Below are 24737 nucleotides of genomic sequence, written 5' to 3'. Positions count from 1 at the left end.
GAGAGTTTCCCACCGGTTGTCGTTGGGTGGTCCTTGAAAAGTGGCCCCTGGAATAACGCTTCGAGGGCGCGGCTAGCCTTCGCTGATGTCGATGCCTGTGACGGGTGCTCCGAAGGTGAGTGGGTAAAGGAAAGGTTCAGCTGGTCTACGAGGTCGGCCTCCAGCAGCGATGTCGCCGCTGCCGGTGACCAGGATGTCGTTGAACCGGTGCTCCTTTTCAGTTCCCGCCTTCGAAGCTCACGAGCCGCCGGGCCGAGGCCTCGTCCAAGATCAAGTCAGTCGCCAGCCCGGCCACCAGTGCTCCGCGGAGCCCGTTGATCTTGGACGCGCCGGACACGACGCAGATCCGGCGGCGCACCTGGCGGAGCTGGTCCAGCGACGGGCCCGTGGAGCGTTCATTCAGGGTGATGCCGTCAGAGGAGCCGTCGCCGCGGAAGAATACCGTGGCCACGTCCCCGACGACGTCGGACTTCGCCAGGGTTGCCAGGTCGTCCTCGTCGAGGTAGCCGCCGGCGTAGACGTGGCTGGGGTAGTCTGCATCCACCGAGCCCACGCCGAAGATCGCGATGCTCATGCGGGACTGCAGGTCGAGGATGCGTTGCACGCTCCGCTCATTCCACATCGCGGTCTTGGTGGCGGCATGGTCGAAGAAGGCCGGCACGGGAAACTGTTCAACCCGCGCCCCGTAGGCGCTGCCGAAGCGCCGCATGATGTCGCTGGCGTAGGTGATGCCCGTGGTCTGCATGTTGCCCGCCCCGTTCAGTTGCACCACCACGCTGTCGTGGGTGATCTTGCGCGTGAGGTGCCGGCTCACCGCGCTGAGGGTGGCTCCCCAGGCCACGCCGATGATCGCGTTGGAGTCCACGAGGGGGCCGATGGTGCGGGCCGCCTGCATGGCCACGCGGTCCAGCGTCTCCGCCTCATTAAGCGTGTCCAGAACGGGCACCACGTGCACATCCACCTTGTACTGCGTCCGGATCAGCCGCTCCAGCTCCGGCCCTGTGTCGAGTGGACTGCGGATCTGGATCTGCACCAGGCCTGTCTCCCGAGCGGTTGAAAGGAGCCTGGAAACCGTGGAGCGGGAGGTCCGCAATTCGCGGGCGATGGCGTCCATGGTGAGGTCCTGCATGTAGTACAGCTGGGCGGCGCGCAGCGCTTCGGAGTGGCGGGGACGGGGCATGCATCCTTCCGTTCTGCACGTTTGTGCATAGTGCTTGACGTCATTTTCCAATAATTCAAACAATAGTGGTGAACGGCCCCGCACCTTTCGGTGCGCGGCCCGCAACAAGCCTTTCCGAACCAAACCCAAAGGAGCAGATTTGGGACTCAAGGATTCATCCGGCCATACCAACAGCGCTACCGCCCGCGGCGCGGAGCGCGAGTCCGTTTCCCGGCTGCGCCGCCGGCCCAACGCCCGGGTCCTGATCATCGGTGGCGGCATCAACGGCGTCGGAACATTCCGCGACCTCGCCCTGCAGGGCGTCGACGTGGCGCTGGTGGAGCGCGGTGACTACTGCCAGGGCGCCAGCGGTGCCTCGTCGCACATGATCCACGGCGGCATCCGTTATCTGGAAAACGGCGAGTTCCGCCTGGTCCGGGAATCCGTGGTTGAGCGCAACAGGCTCCTGCGGATCGCGCCCCACTATGTGAAGCCGCTTCAGACCACCATTCCAATCTTCAGCACATTCTCCGGTGTCCTGGCCGCGCCCCTGCGGTTTCTGACCCACAAGCAGCAGGGCAAGACCAAGGAGCGCGGCGCGTTCCTGATCAAGCTGGGACTCAGCCTTTATGACTCCTTCTCCCGCGACGGCGGCAGCGTCCCGCGCCACCAGTTCCGCACACGGCAGAAGGCGCTGGCCGAACTCCCGATGCTGCACCCCGGCATCAAATACACAGCCACTTACTTCGACGCATCCGTGCACAATCCCGAGCGCCTCACCCTGGATGTCCTGCAGGACGGCGAGAAGGCGGGCGGCCGGGCCAGCAACTACCTGTCCCTGGCGTCCGTCGGGTCCAACGCAGACGGTTCCAGCACCGCGACGCTCCGGGACGAACTGACGGGCAAGGAATTCACCTTCACCGCGGACGTCATCGTCAACACCACCGGCGCGTGGGTGGACCTCACCAACCAGGCCATGGGCGCGCCAACCACGTTCATGGGCGGAACCAAGGGCTCACACATCGTCCTTGACCACCCCGGCCTGCTCACCGCCTGCAAGGGACGAGAGATCTTCTTCGAACATACGGACGGCCGGATCGTTCTGATCTACCCCATGGGTGACCGCGTGCTGGTGGGAACCACCGACGTCGACGCCGACATGGCGGAGGACGCCGTCTGCACCGACGAGGAGATCGACTACTTCTTCGAACTCATTGGCCACGTCTTCCCTGACATCACCGTGAACCGCGGCCAGATCGTCTACACGTTCTCGGGCGTGCGTCCGCTCCCGCGGCACGACGCAACTCAGCCGGGGTTCGTGTCGCGGGACTACCGCATCGAACGGCGAGCGCCGGAAGCCGGCGGCAGCGGCGCCGTCGTGCTCAGCCTGGTGGGCGGCAAATGGACCACCTTCCGTGCCCTGGCCGAACACCTGGCCGACGACGTCCTCGCCGAACTGGGAACGGAACGGAAAATTTCGACGGCGAAGCTCGCCATCGGCGGCGGCTCAGCGTTCCCGGAGAGCGAAGCCGGAATCCAGAAGTGGATCAAGGCGCACATGACCGCCACCCGCGACGCCGACCGGACCGCCGGCCTCCTCACCAGGTACGGCACCCGTGCCGAGGAAGTCATCAGCTACCTCGACGCCGGCCCCGACCGCCTTCTGCGCTCCACCCGCGAACTGAGCGTCAGGGAACTGCACTTCATGGCGGCCCACGAACAGATCGGCCATCTCGTGGACGTCCTGATCCGGCGCACATCGCTCGCCTTCCGCGGACTGGTCACCGGGGAGCTTCTGAACGAGGTTGCCGAGGCCTTGGCCGGCCCGCTCGGCTGGGATGCGGCAGGGGTTGCCGCTGAGATCAACCACGCGCAGGAGGTGTTGAAGCGATATCACGGCGTCGAAGTCCACAGCCTCGTCGCTTAGCGGGAAACCGTCCTTCAAACACGCGAAGGACTGACAACAGAAAATAGAGGAGTCAAAGATGTCTCTTGGATTGGTTTTTCTTTCCGAAGTATTCGGAACCGCGATGCTGACCCTGCTGGGTTGCGGCGTGGTGGCCAACGTTGCGCTCAAAGGCACGAAGGGCAACAACGGAGGGTTCCTGATGGTCACCTGGGGATGGGGCATCGCCGTCTTCGCCGGTGTCTACGTCGCCGCCAGGTCGGGCTCGCACCTGAACCCTGCCGTCACGCTGGGTCTTCTAGTGAACGGCAAGCCGGAGTACGCGGCGGGCGTTCCGGTGGACTTTGCCTCCACGTTGACATATTTCGGCGGTGAGCTGACCGGCGCGTTCCTTGGCGCCGTGCTGACCTGGCTGGCGCACAAGCAGCACTTCGACGCCGAACCCGAGCCCGCGAACAAACTCGGCGTCTTCTCCACCGGCCCGGCGATCCGGTCCACGCCGTGGAACCTGATCACGGAAATCATCGGCACCTTCGTGCTCGTGTTCGTCATCCTAACCTTCGGCGGAACACCGTCGGGGCTTGGCCCGCTGGCGGTGGCGCTTCTCGTCGTCGGCATCGGTGTCTCGCTGGGCGGACCCACCGGCTACGCTATCAATCCCGCCCGTGACCTCGGGCCACGCATCGCACACGCGGTCCTGCCCATCAAGGGCAAGGGATCCAGCGACTGGAGCTACTCCTGGATCCCGGTGGTCGGCCCGCTCGTTGGCGGCGCACTGGCCGGCCTCGTGGGGTATCTGCCCATCGTGTTTACGGCCGCCACCTGAAGCGCGGCACCTGAGCCACGGCACCTAGTTTCGAAACCATATCCATAACCACATCTGTTCAAACTGAATCAAACCGAAGCACAACGACAAGGACGTCATCATGAGCCAATACGTAATTGCCATCGACCAGGGCACCACCAGCACCCGCGCCATCGTCTTCGACCAGAGCGGCAGCATCGTGTCCTCCGGCCAGATGGAACACGAGCAGATCTTCCCGCAGGCCGGCTGGGTGGAGCACGATCCTGCGGAGATCTGGGACAACACCCGCGAGGTCATCGGCTCGGCCCTGTCCAAGGCGAACCTGACCCGGCACGACATCGCCGCCGTCGGCATCACCAACCAGCGCGAAACAGCGGTGGTCTGGGACAAGACCACCGGCAAGCCGATCTACAACGCGATCGTGTGGCAGGACACACGCACCCAGCCGATCGTCGACGAACTGGCGAAGGACGGGGGAGCGGACCGGTTCAAGCAGAAGGTCGGGCTGCCGCTGGCCACGTACTTCTCCGGAACCAAGATCAAGTGGATCCTGGACAACGTCGACGGTGCACGGGAGAAGGCCGAGGCCGGGGATCTGGTCTTCGGCAATACCGACTGCTGGGTGCTGTGGAACCTCACCGGCGGCGTGGATGGCGGAGTGCACGTCACCGATGTCACCAACGCTTCGAGGACCATGTTCATGGACCTCGACACGCTGCAGTGGGACGAGGAGATCCTCGGCATCTTTGGTGTTCCGGCGACCATGATGCCCGCCATCAAGTCCTCCTCCGAGGTCTACGGCACGGTGCACACCTCGCAGCTGCTGCGGGAGGTCCCGGTGGCGGGTATCCTGGGCGACCAGCAGGCGGCCACCTTCGGCCAGGCTGCGTTTGAGACCGGTGAAGCGAAGAACACCTACGGCACCGGATGCTTCCTGATCTTCAACACCGGCGAGGAGATCGTGCACTCCAAGAACGGACTGCTGACCACCGTCGGCTACAAGCTTGGGGACGCGGCACCGCACTACGCGCTGGAAGGCTCGATCGCCGTCACCGGTTCGCTCATCCAGTGGCTGCGCGACAACCTGAACATGATCAGCAGCGCCCCCGAGGTGGAGTCCCTCGCCGCCTCGGTCAAGGACAACGGCGGCGTGTACATCGTCCCCGCGTTCTCCGGACTCTTCGCGCCCTACTGGCGCTCGGACGCCCGGGGCGCCATCGTCGGCCTGACCAGATTCGTTAATAAGAGCCACATCGCCAGGGCCGCGCTCGAGGCCACAGCCTTCCAGACCCGCGAGGTTTTGGATGCTGTCAACGCCGACTCGGGCGTTCCGCTGACGGAACTGAAGGTCGACGGCGGGATGGTCGCCAACGATGCCCTCATGCAGTTCCAGGCGGACATCCTCGGCGTGCCGGTCATCCGCCCGAAGGTGGTGGAAACCACGGCGCTGGGTGCGGCGTACGCGGCGGGCCTCGCCGTCGGCTTCTGGAAGGACCTCGGGGAGCTGTCCGCCAACTGGTCCGAGGACAAGCGCTGGGAACCGAACATGGATACGGAGGAGCGGGACCGGCAGCTGCGCCTCTGGAGGAAAGCGGTCACCAAGTCCATGGACTGGGTCGACGCGGACGTGAGGTAGCCGGTCCGCAGGGGCCGCCGCTGTCAAGGGCCTGCCTCACGCTTCAGAGAGGAGGCCGCACCCGCCCGCCCGTCCCCGGCTGCTCCCTGACACTCGCAAGCTCGTGTCGGGGCCCTCGCAGCCGGGGGCCCATCGCGGTGCCCACCACACCCTGGCGGGGTGCGGCCTCCTCTCTTCCGCTGCGTCTGCATCCAAATCCAAACTACGCGTGCCCATGGGCTTGGGGTGCCGGGAGGGCGATGGTGGTGCGCTAAAGTAGGTGTATGCGTGCGATCCTTCTGCTTAGCTAGCCGCTTGGTATCCCGAACCAAATACGGATTATCGAGCGGCCGCCCCTCCATGTCGAGGGGCTTTTGTGTGTCCCGGGAGACCTTCCCGGCAGGCGGCGGGGATCAGACCGTTGTGACAGGACAGAGGTCATGACAGAACAGAAGAGGGCAGCAGTGAGCGTTCAGCCGGAGACCGAAACCGGAACAGCAGCAGGTGGAGCGGAGACGCCCGAAGAGGGCGCGTACAGCTTCGCGGCGATGGAGGCGCGGTGGCCGCAGGTGTGGGAAGACCTAAAGGTCTTCACCCCCGCCGACGACGGATCCCGGGAACGCCGCTACGTCCTGGACATGTTCCCGTACCCGTCCGGCGACCTTCACATGGGCCACGCCGAAGCCTTCGCCATGGGCGATGTGGTGGCGCGGTACCTGCGCCAGCAGGGATACGATGTGCTGCACCCGATCGGCTGGGACTCGTTCGGGCTCCCCGCGGAAAACGCGGCCATCAAGCGCAACGCCCACCCGAGCGAGTGGACATACGCCAACATCGACACCCAGGCCGCCTCCTTCAAGCGCTACGCTATCTCCGCTGACTGGTCTCGCCGGCTGCACACCTCCGATCCGGAGTACTACCGCTGGACGCAGTGGCTGTTCAAGCGCTTCTACGAGCGCGGCCTCGCATACCGCAAGGACTCACCTGTCAACTGGTGCCCCAAGGACCTGACCGTGCTGGCCAACGAGCAGGTGGTCAACGGGGCCTGTGAGCGCTGCGGCACGGCCGTGACCAAGAAGTCGCTGAACCAGTGGTATTTCAAGATCACCGACTACGCGGACCGGCTGCTGGACGACATGTCCGAGCTGCAGGGGCACTGGCCCGAGCGAGTACTGGCGATGCAGCGAAACTGGATCGGCCGCTCAGAAGGCGCGCATGTTCGGTTCGTGATCGAGGCGTCTGACGGGCGTGCCGAGCGCGAAGTCACCGTCTTCACCACGCGTCCGGACACCCTGTACGGGGCCACCTTCTTCGTCGTGGCCGCGGACGCGCACCTGGCCCTGGACCTGGTCACCCCCGAACACCACGACGCACTGATGGCCTATCGTGAGAAGGTCAAGGCCCTTTCCGATATCGAACGCCAGTCCACCGAGCGCGAAAAGACCGGCGTGTTCACCGGGCGCTACGCCATCAATCCCCTGAACGGTGAAAAGCTGCCCGTCTGGGCAGCGGACTACGTCCTGGCCGACTACGGCACGGGCGCCATCATGGCCGTCCCCGCGCACGACCAGCGCGACCTCGACTTCGCCAAGGAGTTCGGCCTGCCTGTGCGCGCGGTGCTGGACACCGGCGAGGAGGACCCGGCCGTGTCCGGTACGGCAACGGCGGGGGAGGGCACCCTGATAAACTCCGGTCCGCTCGATGGCCTGCCTAAGTCGGAAGCCATTCCGGCCGCCATCGAAATCCTCGGCAAGCAGGGCACCGGCGAGAAGTTCGTGAACTTCCGGCTGCGTGACTGGCTCCTGAGCCGCCAGCGCTTCTGGGGCACCCCGATCCCCATTATCCACTGCGCCGAGTGCGGCGAAGTGCCGGTACCCGACGAGCAACTGCCGGTTACGCTTCCCGAAGACCTGCGTGGCGAGGCGCTGTCCCCGAGGGGCACTTCCCCCCTGGCCGCGGCCGCCGAATGGGTGAATGTCGAGTGCCCGAATTGCGGACGTGCAGCCCAGCGGGACACGGACACCATGGACACCTTCGTGGACTCGTCCTGGTACTTCCTCCGCTTCGTCTCCCCGCACTACACCGACGGTCCCTTCGATCCCGCGAAGATCAACGACTGGATGCCCGTCGGGCAGTACGTGGGCGGCGTCGAGCACGCCATCCTGCACCTGCTGTACGCCCGCTTCTTTACCAAAGTCATTCATGACATGGGCCTACTGGCTGCAGACGAGCCCTTCAGTGCCCTGCTCAACCAGGGTCAGGTCCTGAACGGCGGTAAGGCGATGAGCAAGTCGCTGGGCAACGGTGTTGACCTGGGCGAGCAGCTGGACAAGTACGGCGTCGACGCCGTCCGGCTCACCATGATCTTCGCCTCCCCGCCCGAGGACGACGTCGACTGGGCGGACGTTTCGCCGTCGGGCTCCGCGAAGTTCCTGGCCCGCGCCTGGCGACTCGGCCAGGACGTTGCCAGCGCCCCCGGTGTTGACTTCAGCACCGGAGACCGCTCCCTGCGCTCGGTCACGCACAGGACCATCGCGGACGCTGCGGAGCTGCTGGACAACAACAAGTTCAACGTCGTGGTGGCCAAGCTGATGGAACTGGTCAATGCCACCCGCAAGACCATCGACTCCGGCGCCGGCGGTGCCGATCCGGCCGTGCGTGAAGCCGCGGAAGCGGTGGCTGTCATCCTGAGCCTCTTCGCGCCCTACACCGCGGAAGACCTTTGGAACGTCCTCGGGCACCCGGCGTCGGTGGCCAACGCCGGCTGGCCTTCGCACGACGAGGCCCTTCTGGTGCAGGACACCATCACCGCGGTGGTCCAGGTCCAGGGCAAGGTCAGGGACCGGCTCGAGGTCTCACCGGCCATTTCCGAGGACGACCTGCGCGAGCTTGCGCTGGCCTCCGAGAACGTCCAGCGGGCCCTCGACGGCCGGGGCATCCGGACCGTTATCGTGCGTGCACCTAAACTGGTGAACATCGTCCCGGCCTAACGGGAGCGACTGACTGGCCGGGTTCCGGCCGCCGGCCCTGCCGGCGGCCGGAAGCAACTGCAGGAGGTGTGCCGTGATTGACCGCGAACCGGCAGCCTGGCTGTGGTTAAAGGAGCACCTGGTCCGTCTCCGCCAGGCCACCAGGCCGGGCCAGGCCCCGCCCACGGGTGAGCCCGCCGTCGTCGTCCGCACTGCCGTGGTGACGGACTCCGCCGCCGCCCTGCCCGCCGACTGGGTGCGGGCCTTCTCCATCAACGGCCGGCTGGCTGTCATCCCCATGCCCGTCATGGTGGGTGAGGAGATCTACGGTGAGGGCGAGGATGACATCAGCGGTACCATCGCGGTGGCCCTGGCCGCCGCGACGCCCGTCAAGACCTCCCGGCCGTCGCCGGGCCAGTTTGAGCAGGCCTACCTGGCCGCCGAACGGCAGGGCTTTGAGTCCGTTGTGTCCATTCATATTTCCGGTGGCCTATCGGGCACCGCAGATGCCGCCCGCCTCGCTGCCGGCCGGGTGAAGATCCCTGTGGAGGTGCTGGACACCCGCACCGTGGGAATGGCTCAGGGACTCGCCGTCCAGAGCGCCGTGGTGGCAGCGGCGGACGGCCGCGATGCCAGCGACGTCTGCCGGCTCGCCGCGGAACGCGCCGCGAGGTCCAAAGTGTATTTCTACGTGCCCAGCCTGGAGCAGTTGCGGCGCGGCGGACGCATCGGCGCTGCAGCCTCGCTGGTCGGAGCCATGCTCGCCATCAAGCCGATTCTCGCGGTCGACGGCGGTAAGATCGTTCCGCTGGAAAAGGTCCGCTCCGCTGCGAAAGCCGTTGCCCGGCTTGAGGAGATCGTGGTGGCGGAGGCCGCGGGGCGCCCTATGGGGGAGGCACGGCTCGCCATCCACCACTTCGGCAACCGGCCCGAAGCCGAGATGCTCGCGGCCCGGCTCGCGGCGAAGCTCCCGGCCATTCCGCCGGCCCAGATCAGCTCCCTGCCTGCCGTCCTGGCGGCGCACGCCGGGCTTGGCGTCCTCGCGGTGATCGTGGGGGAGAGCAGCTCGTCGGTTGCCGGTTGCCTCGCCGTCGGTGCCGGCGGCACTGAGGCCAGCACCTAACCCTTCGCAAGCAGCGCTCGATGCACCTGATCCGGTTCCTGTGCAGCGTTTCTGTGCGGCGGCGTTTTTGTCGGTGCCTCGTGGGATGCTCGCGGGATGAAAGAAAATCTGGCTCTGGAGTCGATGGACGCCCTCGTATCCTCCCTCTCTGCACTGGCTGCTTTTGTCCGCCGCGGCACGGGCAGCCTGGTCTCTGCGGATGCTGATACTCGTCGGGACCAGGCTGACGCGTGTCTGAGCGGGCTCCCTGAGGTGGCCAGGGTGGAAGCTCTCATTGCCGCCCTGAAACGCCACCTTCTAACCGGAAACGGCACCGCGGACACGCCCGTGGCGCTGCCGGCTAAGAGGCCCCGGGACGTTCCGTGATGCCACCGCCTGTGGCCGCGGGGCTTTCCGGTGTGCCCTTTTTGCACCACACGGGACCCCGCACCACGCGGTGCCCGTTGCAACCGGCACCACTCCTCGGCACGGTATTTTTGTCGGTGCCTCGTGGGATGCTTTCGGCATGAAAGACAATGCAGTGGTGGAGGCGGTGGAGGCGGTCGGTGCTTCCTGCTCTGCGCTTGCTGTTTTGGCTCGCCGCGGGACGGGCGGGCCGGTGGTGACTGGTGCTGGAGCCGGTCCGGATGTACATGTCCTGGGTCAGGCGGATCCTTTGCGGGAGCGGGCGGATGCGTGCCTGGAGGGGCTGGCGGAGGTGGCCAGGCTGGAGGCCCGGGCGGCGGCGTTGAAAGTCCATTTCGCTGCCGAGTATGCCAAGGCTTCCGGGGCGTTGGCAACGCCGGCTGAGAGCCTGCGGGACCGTGAGGTCCGGCGGATGTCCGTGACCGCTGAGGTTGCCTGTGCCCTGACCGTGAGCGAGGGATCGGCGGCACGGTTTCTGGCTGAGTCGGCCATGCTGAGCATGGACTTGCCGTTGACGCTGGCGGCGCTGGGGTCGGGGACCCTGTCGTGGCAGCATGCCCGGGTGATGTGTGATGAAACGGACGGGCTGGATCGGGCGGCCGCTGCGGCGTTGGAGGCGCATTTCCTGGACGCTGACGCGCCGCATGCTGCCAGGGGGTGTCCGGCCGGGGAGCTGACACCGTCCAGGTTCCGGGCCAGGGCACGTTATTGGCGGGAGCGGCATCACCCGGTCAGCATCGAAACCCGGCACCGCAACTGTGCGAAGGACCGCCGGCTGGAGTATGTGCCTGACCGGGACGGCATGGCCTGGCTGTCGGCGTATCTGCCCGCGGACCAGGCTGCCGGGATCTGGGACCGCGCCACCGCCGCCGCCCGCGCCCTGCAGGGCCCGTCCGAGTCCCGGACCCTGACACACCTCCGGGTGGACGTTGCCGCCGCGTGGCTGCTGGGCCCAGATCAGCGGCTTCACGGCGCGCCTGGCGACCGGGCGGCAGGATCCTTTCCGGCAGATTCCCTGCCGGCGGGGTCCGCGCCAGGCGATCCTGTGCGGGCCGGTGAGGTTCCGTCCCCGGCAGCGCAGGTGCTGGTCACGGTTCCGGTGTTCTCGCTGCTCGGCCTGACCGGGGAACCGGCCACGCTCGACGGGCACGGGCCGATCCCGGCGTCGATGGCCCGCCGGCTCGTGGCCGACGGCGGGACGTCGTTCCTGCGGGTGCTGACCGACCCGCGGGACGGGGCGCCGCTGGAGATCGGGCGCACCAGCTACCGGATCCCCAAACCGATGCGCCAATGGCTGCGCCTGAGGGACGGACGGTGCACGTTTCCCGGCTGCACCAACCACTCCCTGGACAACGACGCCGACCACATCCTGGCCTGGGCCGACGGGGGGACCACCGGGATCAGCAACCTTGGCCAGCCCTGCCCCAAGCACCACCGCCTCAAACACAACACAACATGGAGACCGGTCGGCGCCACCCGGGACACGCCACCTGGCTGGATCTCACCCACCGGCCGCCACTACCCCAGCGAACAGCAGGACTGGGAACCGCCAACCTGGCCTGAACCGCCGCCTGTAGAGGACTCTCCGGAGCCGCCACCCGCCCAGGACTATCCGGAACTACAATCCGTCCGGGACTATCCGGAACCATCACCCGTCCGGGACTATCTGGAGCCGCCACCCAGGCAAGACTGGTCGGAGCCGTCTGGCTGGGCCGACCAGACGGATCGGCCAAGCTGGCCCGATGGGTGCGACGACCACTCAGGCCTCGACAGTTACCGTGGCCCGGAATCTTGGGAAGCTCCCGACGACCTTGACGGTGCTGCTCCCAACGACCTCGACGGCGCTGAGAGCCCGGTGGCCCTCGACGGCCTTGAACCACCGCTGCCAGTGGATCCATGGCCCGACTGGGCGTCTTCCACAGCAGCGTAGGAATATTCCTGCCCCAACACCCCGGCCGTATGGGCGCCCAGGCGGCTGCCCATGCCTTCGCGGCGCGGAACCTGCCGCTTGCCCAGTGTCAACCCAACAGCTGTTCGACTTCTTGTGACGCCTAGCAGTGCCTGCCCACCGGTAGTACAGTCTCCCCACCGAGCAAGGAGGCTCCCATGTCCATGCAAGTCCACCACGTCGCCCAGCTGGATCGGGATGTGGCCGACGAAGTCACGAAATGGCTGAAGTACCTGAAGGGCCAGGTGACGAGCGTCCAGTTCCTCACCACCACTGTCCCTGATCCCAAGGAACCGGAGAAGTGGCGCGTGCAGTACGAGGCGTACATCACCTACCAGCGGTAGCGGCGCTATCCACATACGGCATGACGGGGCTGTCGGGAGGACTGCCCGTTTCCTAGCGTGGTGGATATGTCACGCCGGACCGCTGGAGCAGCAGCCAGCGCTCAGCCGCGCGTCGGTGAGGTGCACGCCGGTCATGGACGTGGCCCCGTGCAGCGGAGGGCCGCAGATGGGCGGGCGGCCAGAAGACTGGCCGCCTCGCTCGGGCCCCCTGCCATGCCGGAACATCCTGGCGATGAAGAGCCCAACCGGCAGCCGGGCGGCCCCACGGGACTGCTGGAGGCGGGAACGGGGGGCGGCTTCGCCTACGGCCGGCAGGCCGCTTCCGCCGGGTCTGCGGCGTCTGGCGAAGTGACCGAACCGCGGTTCCGCTGGCGCCTCGGCATCCGTGCCGCGGCACTGGTGGGCGTGCTGTCGCTGATGGCCGGAGCCATGCTCTGGTGGCAGGTGGCTGCCAACGGTCCTGTTGTCCTTCCGCTCAGCCCGGTGACCCACGACGCCGCGGGAAAACCGGCCGCCAGTACTCATGACCAGGAGAGGAGTAGCCCGGACAGCGGCACCACGGAAAGCAGTGGGCCGGACGGAGAGGGGAACGACGCTGACGGGAAAGACGCTGGCGGAACGAACATTGACGTGCCGGCGGCCGGGAACGTCGTGGTGCACGTCGCCGGAGCGGTGAAGAAGGCCGGAGTGGTCCGGCTTCCAAGGGGAAGCCGGGTACATGAGGTCATCGCTGCCGCCGGGGGAGCCAGCCCGGAGGCCGACCTCGACCGGCTCAATCTCGCCTCCCTGCTGGATGACGGCCAGAAAATCTACGTACCGCGCCGCGGCGAGGCAGCACCAGCTGACAAATCCGCCCCAGCCGGCACATCAGGAGCAGACGCCGCCGAAGCCGAAGGAACCGCTGGGCCCGCAGGCGAGGCCAGCGGAGGCAAGATCAACCTCAATACCGCCACCGCGGAAGAACTCGCTGAGCTGCCGAAGGTTGGCCCCGTATTGGCCCAGCGCATCGTCGACTGGCGCACGCAGCAAGGCCCTTTCAAGTCCCCTGAGGAACTGGACGCCGTCGACGGAGTCGGCCCCAAAATGCTGGAAGCGCTGCTTCCCCTGGTGACCGTCTGAAATGGACGGCAGGAACGGACGCGCGCCGAGCCGATGGCACCCCTATGTCCAGGCGGCCGTGGATTTCCCAAGGGTCGACTCTACGCAGGGTGAACCTTTCCCTGGCGATTTCGCGCCTGCTCATGCTTGGCCGCTACAGCCTGAGGCCCGACCCGGTCCCGCGAGTGCACTCGGGCAGAAGATCCGGGCTGACATCCGCCGGCGCCTGCTGCCAGACGAACGGGACGCGGTCGCAACCGAACCGAACCGCCGCCGGACTGACCTTCGCCTTGCCCCGGCCGCGCTCCTGGTGTGGGCAGCCACCGTCGCCGGGCCATGGCTGGCGCCGGCCACACTCCTGATTGTGTGGGGCGGTCTCGCCGCGTGCGCCGGAGTGCTCCTTGCCATGGTTCTGCGCAGGAAGAGAGCAGGAGGACACTGGCGGCGCAGTTTCCTGACCACCCTGACCGCTGCACTCATGCTTGCCGCGGCATCGACTGCCCATTCGGCAGTGTCGTCGGCCCAGCGCCACGACGAGCAGGTGGCGGGACTGGTCGCCGGGCGGGCATCAGTTGTGGCGGAACTAGAGATCACCGGGGCTCCGCGTGCCCTTAAGACGCCTGGCCCCTCCGGGCGTGCCGAACGCTGGGCAGTGGGGGCAGTGGCTCGGGCATTGACGTCGGGAGGTCAGGTGACGCATGCCCGTCTGCCTCTGGTCATCATTGGCGGGCAGGGGTGGCAGCACGCCGGCACCGGCCAGGTGTTCCGGGTCACCGGAAAGCTCCGGCCCCCGGACGCCGGTCGGGTGGAGGCGGCGATCCTGAGCGCGTCATCACCGCCCGTCAGGCTCGAAGCAGCGCAGGATTGGCAGCAGGCGCCCGCCGTCCTGGGCCAGCGCTTCGCTTCGGAGGCCAGCCGGCTGGCCCCCGATGCGAGGGGTCTCCTCCCGGGCATGGTCACGGGAGATACCGGCGGCCTGAGCGAGGAGCTCGAGACGGCCATGAAAACCGTGGGCCTGACTCACCTGACGGCCGTCTCCGGCGCCAACTGCAGCCTGATACTCGGCGCCCTGCTGTTGGCGGCACGCTCGCTGCGCCTTGCCAGGATCCCGGCTGCGGCCGTCGCTCTCTCCGGCCTCGGCTTGTTCGTCCTCATGGTGGGTCCCGATGCCAGCGTGCTGAGGGCATCGCTGATGGGCGCGGTTGCTCTCGTGTCCCTGGCGGGCGGCCGGGTCGGCCGCGGATTGAGTTTCCTTTGCCTGGCCGTGATTGCCCTGCTGCTCGTGGAGCCCGAACTGGGCATCAGCTTCGGGTTCCTGCTCTCCGTCCTTGCCACCCTGGGGATCATTGTGCTGGGCCGGTGCATCATGGGCTGGTTTCCAGCGAGCGTGCCACGCTGGGTGGCGGCTGCCATCGCCGTACCCCTGTCAGCCCAAGTGCTGTGCGGCCCCGTCATCGTGGTGCTCCAACCACAGTTTTCGACTTACTCGCTGCTTGCCAACGTGCTTGTTGCCCCGCTTGTAGCACCCGTCACCATCCTGGGCACAGCTGCCGCGGCGTTCCTGCCCCTGGCACCTTGGCTGGCGTCTGTACTGATGGGCGCGGCCGGCTTCTTTGCCGGTGGTGTGGCAGCCATCGCCCGGTTCACCGCCGGTCTTCCCGGCGCCGCGCCGCCCTGGCCGGAGGGTGTGTTCGGGTTGCTGACCATGCTGCTGTTCTCGGCTGTAACTTTGCTCGCCGTATGGATGGCCGCCCATCCCGCCCGGACCGTCAAGCTCGTCCTCGCTGCGCACGCCGGCACCGTCCGGCTCGTTGACCGGCTACCGGAGGCCAAGTTCCGCCGCGGCAGCCCCAGCCGCCGTGGGAGACTTAGAGTCTGCAACCTGAACTCCGGGAGGAATCACCAGTGGCCGCTGCCCAGCAACGACCGAAGACGCCGGCAGCCAATTCGGCGTCCTGGCGGGACGTAACCCCTGCGGCGGTCGTCCTGATCACGGGTCCCGAGGAGTACCTCGGCATCCGGGCAATGGACCGTGTCCGGACACAGGTACGGGCGGCCGCGCCGGACGTGGAGGTTACCAAGCTTAGTGCCGGAGCGTACGAGCCCGGGGCGCTGGCCATGAATGTCAGTCCGTCACTGTTCGGCGAGAGCAAGCTGATCGAGGTCGACGGCCTCGAAGCGATGAACGACTCCTTCCTGGCGGACGCACTAACCTATCTCAAGCACGTGGAACAGGACGCTGTCCTCGTGCTCCGGCACGGCGGCGGAACCCGCGGCAAGAAGCTCCTCGACGCCGTGAGGGCAGGGGGATGGCCGACCGTCGACTGCCAGCCGCTGAAAAAAGATGCGGAAAAGACCGCCTTTGTCACCGCGGAATTCAAGGCCGCCGGCAGACGGATCACGCCGGAGGCAGTGCAGTCCCTGGTCAACGCGGTCGGCGCCAACCTGTCCGAACTGGCGGCGGCGTGCAGCCAGCTCATTGCCGACGCCTCCACTGGCGTTGACGCCGACATGGTCGACCGCTACTACGGCGGTAGGGTCGAAGCAACGGCCTTCAAGGTGGCCGACGCCGCGATGGCAGGTAACGGTCCCGTGGCCCTGTCCACACTCCGTCACGCGCTGGCCACCGGTGCCGACCCGGTGCCGCTGGTCGCGGCCTTGGCGGCGAAGCTACGGACAGTCGCCAAGGTCGCCGGCGCCAAGGGCTCGGCGGCGCAGATCGCCAAGCAGTTGGGCATGCAGCCGTGGCTGGTGGAGCAGGCACAGCGGGACGTCCGGAGGTGGACCCCGGAGGGCCTGGCGCGGTCCATCCAGGTCACGGCCGAAGCCGACGCGCAGGTCAAGGGACTTTCGCGTGATCCTGTCTACGCCGTGGAACACGCCGTGACGGTGATAGCGGCTGCCGCCCGCGGCCGCTAGCTGTCCTGTCCCGGCATATAGGCGCCCGGTCAGTCTTAAGGCCCGGATCAGCTTGTGGGCCCCCGGTCGGCTTGTAGGCCGGGGTCAGCTTGTAGGCTCTGGGTCAGGGGTGTGGTTGTGACTGACGTGTCGTTGATGAGCGGTCCGCGCGGGCGCCAGTTCTGCCTGGGCGTTCTCACGGCTACGAGACCGGAAATTTGGACCCTGGCTGCCAGGGCGGCGGAACATTCCGGAAATCAGGGATTCGCCAGTGAACTGGCCGAGGCGCTCCGCAGCCCGGCGTCCGTAACGGCCGCGGCATCCGCTGGTGGCGAGGCGTTGCTGGCTGGGCTAGCCGAGGCGGTCGACACCGCGCGTTACTGGCAGCAGCCTGACGAAACGGACGCCCTGCTCGCACAACCCGCCATCCAGTTGGCTCTGGGGCCGGTCGCCCGTGCCCTGGCTGGCGCCCTTGCCGCGTGGTGGAGTCGCGGGTTCCTGGACCGGGACCGCCAGAATTTCGTGCAGTGGACAGACGAACGAAAAGGTCCGCCGCCGGATCTCGGCGGCACAGTCAGAAGGCTGGCCGATTGGAAGGCGGCCGTCCTCGCCGACGAACGCCAGGCGGCCAAACGGCCAAAGAACCCGGCCGCGAACTGGGGCGGCTGGTGGTGGTCCACGCCCACACCCTCCGGGCTGCTCACCACCACCCGAAGCCTGCCGGACCTCGGCGCCATTGGTCTCCTGCTGGTCGAGGACAGTCTCGGGTGGAAGCAGGCTACCGTCTGGCCACTCGTACCGCGGACGGACTGTCGTGTGTACGAGATAGATGGCCCGGCGGCGTGGACCGAACTGGCTGCACGGTACCCATTGGACGTCAGCCTCTCCAAACGCCACGACTGGTGGCGGACCACGGGGATTGCCGGCCCCTGGTTGGTTCCCGACTGGTCCGCCGTTGCTGCCGACTACGACGGCGTTCATCTAACCCTCTGGGGATACCTCACGACCGCCGGACTCGCGCTACCCGCAAGTCCATCCGCCGGACCGTCTGTTTCAGTGCGTGAGCGGACGGTCCTGGCGGGCTGGAATCCCGATGAGACCTACTGGCTCAACGACGTCCTCACATCGGGCGCCGCCCCCTCCAACTGGCTCAGCGACGGGTCCGGCCGGTGGTCCAGGCAGAGGTAGTTCAGACAGAGATAGTTCAGACAGAGATAGTTCAGACAGAGGCAGTCCAGGAGAGCGGTCAGCCTTAGCGGCCCTGGTAAGCGGCCAGGGGCGGGGTCTGGGACAGCCGTCGGAAGCACCGCCGTCGGAAGCACCGCCGTCGGAAGTTAAAAGAGAAGTGGCCGGCACCAATGGTGCCGGCCACAAGCATCAGTTCAGATGAACTGGAAAACCTTAGAGTGCGTTGACCTTCTTGGAGATCGCCGACTTGCGGTTTGCAGCGTTGTTCTTGTGCAGAACACCCTTGCTGACAGCCTTGTCCAGCTTACGGCTGGCAGAAACGAGCGCAGTAGTAGCAGCTTCCTTGTCGGAGGACTCAACGGCGGTGTTGACGGCGCGGATGGCCGTCTTCAGCTCGGACTTGACTGCGTTGTTGCGCAGGCGAGCCTTCTCGTTGGTCAGGATGCGCTTCTTCTGGGACTTGATATTTGCCACGTGTGAACTCTCTTTGTAATGCGGAAATGGTCTAGAGGGCTTTCAAGCTGGCCTTGACTGAGCGGCGTGGGGATACCTATGGCGGCCAGCCATCAGTGACCGTCGACCTGCACGGACACACAGCTATAAATCTTAGCAGGTCGGGGCCATTTGTGGCCATTCAGCGCGCTGACGGCGCGCCGGCGTCATTTCCAGCCGTGCAGCCGCCGTAACTCGTCCGCCACAAGCCTAAACTTCTTCCGGTCCAGAACCGACCCCTCGCGCCGGATGTCGGCCGGATGGATCTGCAGGACGCGGTCCAGCTTGGCCTCGCTGGGGCGGCCCTGCCTGTCCCAAGGGCCGGTGCCGATATCCACGTAATCGAGGTGGGCGCGCGGGTGGCCGTCATGATCCTTGCTGGTCAGCATCAGGCCCAGCAGAAACCGCCCGTGGCTGCCAACAAGGAGGACCGGCCGGTCCTTGCCGCGCGAATGGTCCTCTTCGAAGGGAACCCATGTCCACACGATCTCGCCGGGGTCCGGGCGACCGTCCGGGGAAGGGGAGTACCGCAGCGTCGCCGTGCCGGTGAAGTCGCCCGGGTAGCTCCCTGTTACGCCGGTGCGGAGCCGGGGTGCGTTTCCGGGCCCGCCCCGGGCGGGCACCGGAGTTCGAACCGCAGGTTGCCTCAGCAGGCCGAGGAAGCGGAGCGATGCGCGGACGGCGCCGCCGGTGGAGAAGAAGTTCAATGCCATGCGGGCCACCCTACCGGCGCGGCCTCCGGAGCTGCCGGACCTCCGGCCGTGCGCACCGCACAAAATGTACTGCCAGCGCCCGGGACGTGGGAGACTAGAAGTTCAGATATTGCGGCAGGCAGCAGGATGGCCAGAGTTCAGCCTGAACAACGCCGCTGAAATGCCAACAGTAAGGACCCTGCGTGTCTCCCATGGCCCGCACCGCCCCGGTGCCCGCCGCGACAGATCCGGCCATTATTCGGAATTTCTGCATCATCGCGCACATTGACCACGGTAAGTCCACTCTGGCCGACCGCATGCTGCAGTTCACCGGCGTCGTGCAGTCCCGCGACATGAAGGCCCAGTATCTGGACCGCATGGATATCGAGCGGGAACGCGGCATCACCATCAAGTCCCAGGCTGTCCGCATGCCCTGGGAGCTCGATGGCGTGAGCTACGCCCTGAACATGATCGACACGCCGGGCCACGTGGACTTCACCTACGAGGTGTCCCGCTCTCTCGCCGCCTGCGAGGGTGCCGTTCTGCTGGTGGACGCAGCGCAGGGCATCGAGGCCCAGACGCTCGCCAACCTGTATCTGGCCATGGAAAACGACCTCACCATCATCCCGGTCCTGAACAAGATCGACCTGCCGGCCGCCCAGCCGGAGAAGTACGCCGCCGAACTGGCCAGCCTGATTGGCGGCGATCCCGAAGACGTGCTGCTGGTCTCGGGCAAGACCGGCGTGGGTGTCGAAGCACTGCTGGACAAGATCGTGCGCGACCTGCCCGCACCTGTGGGCGACCCCGATGCACCTGCCCGGGCCATGATCTTCGACTCCGTCTACGACACGTACCGCGGCGTGGTCACCTATGTCCGCGTGGTGGACGGCATGCTGCACCCGCGTGAGCGCATCCAGATGATGTCCACCAGGGCCAGCCACGAACTCCTGGAAATCGGCGTCAGTTCCCCGGAGCCCATACCGTCCAAGGGCCTGGGCGTCGGTGAGGTTGGATATCTCATCACCGGTGTGAAGGATGTCCGCCAGTCGAAAGTGGGCGACACCGTCACCAATCTGGCCAAGCCGGCCGCGGAATCGCTGAGCGGCTATGCGGATCCCAAGCCGATGGTGTTCTCGGGTCTCTACCCGCTGGACGGCACCGACTACCCGGTGCTGCGTGACGCGCTGGACAAGCTCAAGCTGAACGATGCTGCCCTGATCTACGAACCGGAAACTTCCGCAGCGCTCGGCTTCGGCTTCCGCGTGGGCTTCCTCGGCCTGCTGCACCTGGAAATCGTCCGTGAGCGCCTCGAACGCGAATTCAACCTGGACCTGATCTCCACGGCACCGAATGTCGTCTACGAGGTCACGCTTGAGGACAAGAACGTGGTCACCGTGACGAACCCCAGCGAGTTCCCCTCCGGGAAGATCAACGAGGTCCGCGAGCCCATGGTGGCCGCGACAATCCTCGCGCCTAACGAGTTCGTCGGTGCCATCATGGAGCTCTGCCAGGGCCGCCGCGGCGTCATGCGCGGCATGGACTACCTGTCCGAGGACCGGGTTGAGCTGCGGTACTGGATGCCGTTGGCCGAAATTGTTTTCGACTTCTTCGACCTGCTCAAGTCCAAGACGCGCGGCTACGCCTCTCTGGACTGGAAGGCCGACGGTGAACAGGTCGCCGACCTGGTCAAGGTGGACATCCTGCTCCAGGGCGAACAGGTGGACGCCTTCAGCGCCATCACCCACAAGGACAAGGCCTACGCCTACGGCGTCATGATGACCGGCAAGCTGCGCGAACTCATCCCGCGCCAGCAGTTCGAGGTACCCATCCAGGCCGCGATCGGCTCCCGGATCATCGCCCGCGAGTCCATCCGCGCCATCCGCAAGGACGTTCTCGCCAAGTGCTACGGCGGTGACATCTCCCGTAAGCGCAAATTGCTGGAAAAGCAGAAGGAAGGCAAGAAGCGCATGAAGATGGTGGGGCGTGTGGAAGTGCCGCAGGAAGCCTTCATCGCAGCCCTGACCACCGACGAATCCAAGGACAAGGCCAAGAAGTAGTGATGACCGTGGCCGGAACCTCCGGAGGCCGCACGCATGCCTAGCGTTCTTCCTCTGGGTGACCCCGCGCCGTCGGACGGCCTGCTGCCGCAGCAGGCGGCTAACGGTGCAGCCAACCGGGCCTTCGGGCTCTACGTGCACATCCCGTTTTGCGCGGTGCGCTGCGGTTACTGCGACTTCAACACCTACACCGCAACCGAGCTCGGCGGCGGCGCGTCCCAGGACGCCTACGCCTCTACTGCCATCTCGGAGGTGGACTTTGCCGCGCGCGTCTTGGCGGAGTCCGGCTTGCCAGTCCGCAAGCTGAGCACCGTGTTTTTTGGCGGCGGCACGCCCACGCTCCTGCCTGCCGAGGATCTGGCCAGAATCCTCCGTGCCGCCATAGACACGTGGGGGATCGAACCCGGTGCCGAAGTGACCACGGAGGCCAACCCGGATTCCGTCACTCCGGAGTCCCTTCAGCTGCTCGCCGACGCGGGCTTCACACGGGTCTCCTTCGGCATGCAGTCCGCCGTACCCCACGTGCTGAAGGTCCTCGACCGCACCCACACTCCGAGCCGTGTCCCGCTCGTGGTGCAGTGGGCGCGCGACGCTGGACTCGCCGTCAGCCTGGACCTGATCTACGGCACACCCGGCGAGTCAATCGAGGACTGGCGCTTTTCGCTGGAGACCGCACTGTCGTACCGGCCGGACCACATCAGCGCCTACGCGCTGATCATTGAGGACGGCACCAAGCTCGCCGCCCAGATCCGCCGTGGCGAAGTTCCACAAATCGACGACGACGATCACGCCGACAAATACGAACTCGCCGACCGGATGATTTCCGACGCCGGCCTGCACTGGTACGAGGTCAGCAACTGGTCCGCGACGCCGGAGCAGGCGTGCCGCCACAACCTCGCCTACTGGCGCGGGGATGACTGGTGGGGCATCGGCCCGGGCGCGCACTCGCATGTGGGCGGGGTGCGCTGGTGGAACGTCAAGCACCCCACCGCGTATGCCGGCAGGCTCGGCTCAGGCGTCTCGCCGGCGGCCGGACGCGAGACCCTCGACGCGGAAACCCGGAGCGTCGAAAAGGTCATGCTGGAGGCCCGGCTTTCTTCGGGGCTGGAAACCGCTGCCCTCTCGCCGTCCGGAAGGAAGGCCGTGGCCGGCCTGATCGCCGACGGCCTCGTGGTCCCCGAGGACGCCTTCCGGGGCAGCCTGGTCCTCACGCTGAAGGGCCGCCTGCTGGCGGATGCCGTCGTCCGCAGGATCCTGCCGGACTAGTCCCCACCCGCACCCTAACCTCGCAAGTCCGGTCCGGCTCCCTGCCCTCGCAAACTCGGGCCGGGGCCCTCGCCGGAGCGGCTCCACGGCCAGGGGACCCTGCGGGCGTGGGCCCACCTTACGGGTGGGGACTACTTGATCCAGCGGAGGTTGTACTGGTAGCGGTGCGGCTGGCCCTTGTTCACGTGGACGCCGGCGGACACCGCGAAGCAGGTCAGCGCAATCCAGATGAGCGTGGCCAGCACAGCGAACAGATTGCCGACGACGGGAAGCAACACCAGGAGGTTGGCCACGAAGGCCGCAATGGTCGGCGGCAGGGTGAAGTTGAGGGCTTCCTTGGACTCCTGCGCGGTGAACGGGCCGCGGTCGCGGAAGATCAGGTAAATCAGCAGCGCCGGAACACAGCCGAGGATGCCACCGAAGTGTGCGAGGGTGGCCCACTGCCGGTCCTCGCTGGCGGTCAGCGGAAGAGCGTTGGCCGGAACCCCATGGTACTGGGGCAGGTCCTGGCCGGACTGTGTGTCCCTGCGGTCGCGAGCGTCTTCTGCCACGGTGTCTTCCTTTAGCTTGCGTTGGTGCGATAGCGGCGCCGGGGCCGCGGTGCGGTGGCGCCGTACCAAGGATACCGGCCCGTACGGGCAATCGCGGGCTCAACGCCGAATCGGGGAACCGTAGCTACGGAACTGTTAGGAAATCGATGACCTCTTCCACCCGGCCCAGCAGGGCGGGCTCAAGGTCAGCGTAGGTGCGCACGGCGCCGAGGAGTTTCTGCCAGCCGAGGCCAATGTCTTCCTTCGTCTCGTGCGGCCAGCCGAAGGCGGTCAGGATGCCGGTTTTCCAGTCCGTGCCGCGCGGCACCACAGGCCACTGCGGAATGCCCAGTACCGACGGCCGGATCGCCTGCCAGACGTCGACGTAGGGGTGACCCACGATCAGCACGTTCCCGGCGGCGCCGGGGGATGCCATCACGGCGTCGGCGATCCTGGACTCCTTGGAATCGGGGACCAGGTGGTCCACCAGGACGCCCAGCCGGCGGCCGGGACCGGGGCGGAAGGAGGCAACGGCCGCCGCCAGGTCGTCAATGCCATGGAGGGGTTCGACGACGATGCCCTCTACCCGGAGGTCGTCGCCCCAGACTTTTTCCACGAGTTCGGCATCATGCTTGCCTTCAACCCAGATCCGGCTGGCCTTGGCGACCTGCGCGCGCTGTCCTTCCACCCGCACCGAACCCGACGCCGTCCGTGCAGCGCCCTGTCCTGCGGGCTTCGCCTTGGGGGCCGGGGGCATCAGGCGGATCGGCTGCCCCTCCAGGAGAAATCCGAAGCCCAGCTTGAAGGACCGCGACTTTCCGCGGCGGTCTTCGAGCGCCACCACGTGCATCCCGCCGGACTTCTCCACCCGGGTTACTGCGCCCACCCAGCCGGACTGGACGTCCTCGAGCACCATGCCGCGCTCCACCGGCACCTCGGGCAGGCTGTTCTTGGCGGGCGCTGCGATCTCCTGCGGGCCCCAGGTCTGGTACTGCATTCGTTCACCGCTCTGCACTCGGAAGGAGCCGCTCCGGCCGCGGGCATGCCGCCGGGGGACAGGCGCCCGGAATTTCGCCCGGAGCGGTACCAATGCTAACAACGCGGCGACTCATATTAGACTTGTTAGCACTTAGGCATGTCGAGTGCTAACCACAGCGTTTTGCGGGCAGGATTAACGCCCGGCGCGGTTATGGCCAAGAGGAGGTGGACTGTGAGCGAACCACGGAAGCTTGAGGTGCTGCGCGCCATCGTGGAGGACTATGTCCATTCCCGCGAACCTGTCGGCTCCAAGGCCCTGGTGGAACGGCACCACCTGGGCGTTTCCAGCGCCACCATCCGCAACGACATGGCGGCGCTGGAGGACGAGGGCCTCATCACGGCCCCGCACACCAGTGCGGGCAGGATCCCCACGGACAAGGGTTACCGCCTGTTCGTCGACCAGATCTCGGCGGTCAAGCCACTCTCCCAGGCGGAGAAGCGCGCCATCCAGACCCTGCTTGAGGGGTCCGAGGACCTTGACGACGTCCTGGACCGGACTGCCCGGCTCCTGTCCCAGCTGACCAACCAGGTGGCCGTCGTGCAGTACCCGCACCTGAGCCGCGCCGTGGTCCGGCACATCGAATTCGTGCTGTTGGCGCCGCGGAAGGTGCTGATCGTGCTGATCGCCGACTCCGGCAAGGTTGACCAGCGCGTCGTCGACGCCGGACAGGACCTGTCGGACGACACGCTCGCCGCCCTGCGCACCCGGTTCCTGACCGGTGTCGCCGGAACGCCGGTGGCCATCCTGCCCCAGCATCTGGCCGCCGTCGTGGCCGGCTGCACGCCGGCCGAACGCCCCATTGCCATGGCCCTCGGCAAGGGGCTGGAGGGCCTCGCCCACAACAGCCGGGAAGACAGGATCGTCCTGGCCGGAACGGCCAACCTGGCGCGGTCCAACGTGGACTTCCCGCTCAGCATCGGACCAGTGCTGGAGGCCCTCGAGGAGCAGGTGGTGATGCTGCGGCTCCTGAGCGACATGGCGCAGGACCCGCGCGGCGTGGCCGTCAGCATCGGCCGGGAGAACCCCTATGACGGGCTGGCCGAGGCGTCGGTGGTGGCCACCGGCTACGGACCCGATGCCACCGCCAAGGTGGGCATTCTTGGCCCCACCCGGATGGACTATCCCACTACCATGGCCGCCGTGCGCGCGGTGGCCCGCTACCTTTCGAGGATTCTGGGCCCGTGACCGCACGCCCCGGACATC

At 66.7% G+C, this 24737-nt stretch carries 20 protein-coding genes; 15 read left to right on the top strand and 5 right to left on the bottom strand.

Going from position 1 to position 24737, the window contains the following annotated elements:
- Positions 1–217 precede the first annotated feature (217 nt).
- Complete coding sequence (locus QFZ23_RS14140) at positions 218–1180, bottom strand: sugar-binding transcriptional regulator (RefSeq protein ID WP_306923838.1); 963 nt, start codon at positions 1178–1180, stop codon at positions 218–220.
- A gap of 139 nt (positions 1181–1319) precedes the next feature.
- Here QFZ23_RS14140 and QFZ23_RS14135 point away from each other — a divergent pair, with 139 nt between their 5' ends.
- From QFZ23_RS14135 to QFZ23_RS14080, 12 genes are all read left to right on the top strand, one after another.
- Positions 1320–3086 (top strand): glycerol-3-phosphate dehydrogenase/oxidase, encoded by a 1767-nt coding sequence (locus QFZ23_RS14135; protein ID WP_306923836.1) that lies wholly within the window; start codon positions 1320–1322, stop codon positions 3084–3086.
- A gap of 58 nt (positions 3087–3144) precedes the next feature.
- Positions 3145–3891, top strand: coding sequence for an MIP/aquaporin family protein (locus QFZ23_RS14130; protein WP_306923834.1), 747 nt, complete (start codon positions 3145–3147; stop codon positions 3889–3891).
- Positions 3892–3991: 100 nt separating this feature from the next.
- A complete protein-coding gene (gene glpK, locus QFZ23_RS14125; protein WP_306923832.1) occupies positions 3992–5506 on the top strand; it encodes a glycerol kinase GlpK in 1515 nt (504 codons plus the stop codon).
- Between the two features lie 443 nt (positions 5507–5949).
- Positions 5950–8475 carry a leucine--tRNA ligase gene (gene leuS, locus QFZ23_RS14120; RefSeq protein ID WP_306926860.1) on the top strand — a complete coding sequence of 842 codons (2526 nt, stop codon included), beginning with the start codon at positions 5950–5952 and terminating at the stop codon, positions 8473–8475.
- A gap of 73 nt (positions 8476–8548) precedes the next feature.
- Positions 8549–9577, top strand: a complete 1029-nt coding sequence (locus tag QFZ23_RS14115; RefSeq protein ID WP_306923830.1) for a DegV family protein — start codon at positions 8549–8551, stop codon at positions 9575–9577.
- Between the two features lie 96 nt (positions 9578–9673).
- The gene (locus QFZ23_RS14110) at positions 9674–9943 is read left to right on the top strand and encodes a hypothetical protein (protein ID WP_306923828.1); all 270 of its coding nucleotides are present in this window, start codon (positions 9674–9676) and stop codon (positions 9941–9943) included.
- Positions 9944–10082: 139 nt separating this feature from the next.
- Entirely contained in the window at positions 10083–11912 is a 1830-nt protein-coding gene (locus QFZ23_RS14105; protein ID WP_306923826.1) for a DUF222 domain-containing protein, read from the top strand.
- Between the two features lie 176 nt (positions 11913–12088).
- On the top strand, positions 12089–12274 hold the full coding sequence (locus QFZ23_RS14100) for a hypothetical protein (protein ID WP_306923824.1): 186 nt from the start codon (positions 12089–12091) through the stop codon (positions 12272–12274).
- A 213-nt stretch (positions 12275–12487) separates the two neighbouring features.
- Positions 12488–13393, top strand: a complete 906-nt coding sequence (locus QFZ23_RS14095) for a ComEA family DNA-binding protein (protein WP_306923823.1) — start codon at positions 12488–12490, stop codon at positions 13391–13393.
- 289 nt (positions 13394–13682) lie between these two features.
- On the top strand, positions 13683–15341 hold the full coding sequence (locus tag QFZ23_RS14090; protein WP_306923822.1) for a ComEC/Rec2 family competence protein: 1659 nt from the start codon (positions 13683–13685) through the stop codon (positions 15339–15341).
- Complete coding sequence (holA, locus tag QFZ23_RS14085; protein ID WP_306923820.1) at positions 15278–16291, top strand: DNA polymerase III subunit delta; 1014 nt, start codon at positions 15278–15280, stop codon at positions 16289–16291. The genes QFZ23_RS14090 and holA overlap by 64 nt, the downstream gene beginning before the upstream one ends.
- Positions 16292–16408: 117 nt before the next feature.
- A complete protein-coding gene (locus QFZ23_RS14080; protein ID WP_306923818.1) occupies positions 16409–17458 on the top strand; it encodes a hypothetical protein in 1050 nt (349 codons plus the stop codon).
- 213 nt (positions 17459–17671) lie between these two features.
- Here QFZ23_RS14080 and rpsT read toward each other — a convergent pair whose 3' ends face one another.
- Both rpsT and QFZ23_RS14070 read right to left on the bottom strand, forming a co-directional pair.
- Positions 17672–17932 (bottom strand): 30S ribosomal protein S20, encoded by a 261-nt coding sequence (rpsT, locus tag QFZ23_RS14075; RefSeq protein ID WP_003800822.1) that lies wholly within the window; start codon positions 17930–17932, stop codon positions 17672–17674.
- 185 nt (positions 17933–18117) lie between these two features.
- The gene (locus tag QFZ23_RS14070) at positions 18118–18663 is read right to left on the bottom strand and encodes a type II toxin-antitoxin system PemK/MazF family toxin (protein ID WP_306923817.1); all 546 of its coding nucleotides are present in this window, start codon (positions 18661–18663) and stop codon (positions 18118–18120) included.
- 182 nt (positions 18664–18845) lie between these two features.
- Between QFZ23_RS14070 and lepA the strand changes: the two genes are divergently transcribed.
- Positions 18846–20699: a translation elongation factor 4 gene (gene lepA / locus QFZ23_RS14065; RefSeq protein WP_306923815.1), complete on the top strand. Its 1854-nt coding sequence runs from the start codon at positions 18846–18848 to the stop codon at positions 20697–20699.
- Positions 20700–20735: 36 nt separating this feature from the next.
- The gene (hemW, locus tag QFZ23_RS14060) at positions 20736–21965 is read left to right on the top strand and encodes a radical SAM family heme chaperone HemW (RefSeq protein WP_306923814.1); all 1230 of its coding nucleotides are present in this window, start codon (positions 20736–20738) and stop codon (positions 21963–21965) included.
- A 131-nt stretch (positions 21966–22096) separates the two neighbouring features.
- Here the strand turns inward: hemW and QFZ23_RS14055 are convergent, their stop codons facing one another.
- Together QFZ23_RS14055 and QFZ23_RS14050 are read right to left on the bottom strand one after the other, a co-directional pair.
- A complete protein-coding gene (locus tag QFZ23_RS14055; RefSeq protein WP_076802815.1) occupies positions 22097–22516 on the bottom strand; it encodes a DUF4870 domain-containing protein in 420 nt (139 codons plus the stop codon).
- 124 nt (positions 22517–22640) lie between these two features.
- Positions 22641–23492, bottom strand: a complete 852-nt coding sequence (locus tag QFZ23_RS14050; RefSeq protein WP_306923811.1) for a DUF3097 domain-containing protein — start codon at positions 23490–23492, stop codon at positions 22641–22643.
- Positions 23493–23705: 213 nt separating this feature from the next.
- On the opposite strand from QFZ23_RS14050, the gene hrcA reads away from it, so the two are divergent.
- Positions 23706–24719, top strand: a complete 1014-nt coding sequence (gene hrcA / locus QFZ23_RS14045) for a heat-inducible transcriptional repressor HrcA (RefSeq protein WP_306923809.1) — start codon at positions 23706–23708, stop codon at positions 24717–24719.
- The last annotated feature ends 18 nt before the right edge of the window (positions 24720–24737 follow it).

The organism is Arthrobacter globiformis (genome assembly GCF_030818015.1).
GTDB classification, from domain to species: Bacteria; Actinomycetota; Actinomycetes; order Actinomycetales; family Micrococcaceae; genus Arthrobacter; species Arthrobacter globiformis_C.
The sequence above is the reverse complement of the archived record's forward strand: the minus strand, read 5'-3'. Positions and strand labels throughout refer to the sequence as shown.

Coding starts and splice junctions, on each gene's coding strand:
- QFZ23_RS14140 (WP_306923838.1), bottom strand. CDS start 1,180: ATGCCCCGTCCCCGCCACTCCGAAGCGCTGCGCGCCGCCCAGCTGTAC.
- QFZ23_RS14130 (WP_306923834.1), top strand. CDS start 3,145: ATGTCTCTTGGATTGGTTTTTCTTTCCGAAGTATTCGGAACCGCGATG.
- glpK (WP_306923832.1), top strand. CDS start 3,992: ATGAGCCAATACGTAATTGCCATCGACCAGGGCACCACCAGCACCCGC.
- QFZ23_RS14110 (WP_306923828.1), top strand. CDS start 9,674: ATGAAAGAAAATCTGGCTCTGGAGTCGATGGACGCCCTCGTATCCTCC.
- QFZ23_RS14105 (WP_306923826.1), top strand. CDS start 10,083: ATGAAAGACAATGCAGTGGTGGAGGCGGTGGAGGCGGTCGGTGCTTCC.
- QFZ23_RS14100 (WP_306923824.1), top strand. CDS start 12,089: ATGTCCATGCAAGTCCACCACGTCGCCCAGCTGGATCGGGATGTGGCC.
- QFZ23_RS14095 (WP_306923823.1), top strand. CDS start 12,488: ATGCCGGAACATCCTGGCGATGAAGAGCCCAACCGGCAGCCGGGCGGC.
- QFZ23_RS14070 (WP_306923817.1), bottom strand. CDS start 18,663: ATGGCATTGAACTTCTTCTCCACCGGCGGCGCCGTCCGCGCATCGCTC.
- hemW (WP_306923814.1), top strand. CDS start 20,736: ATGCCTAGCGTTCTTCCTCTGGGTGACCCCGCGCCGTCGGACGGCCTG.
- QFZ23_RS14050 (WP_306923811.1), bottom strand. CDS start 23,492: ATGCAGTACCAGACCTGGGGCCCGCAGGAGATCGCAGCGCCCGCCAAG.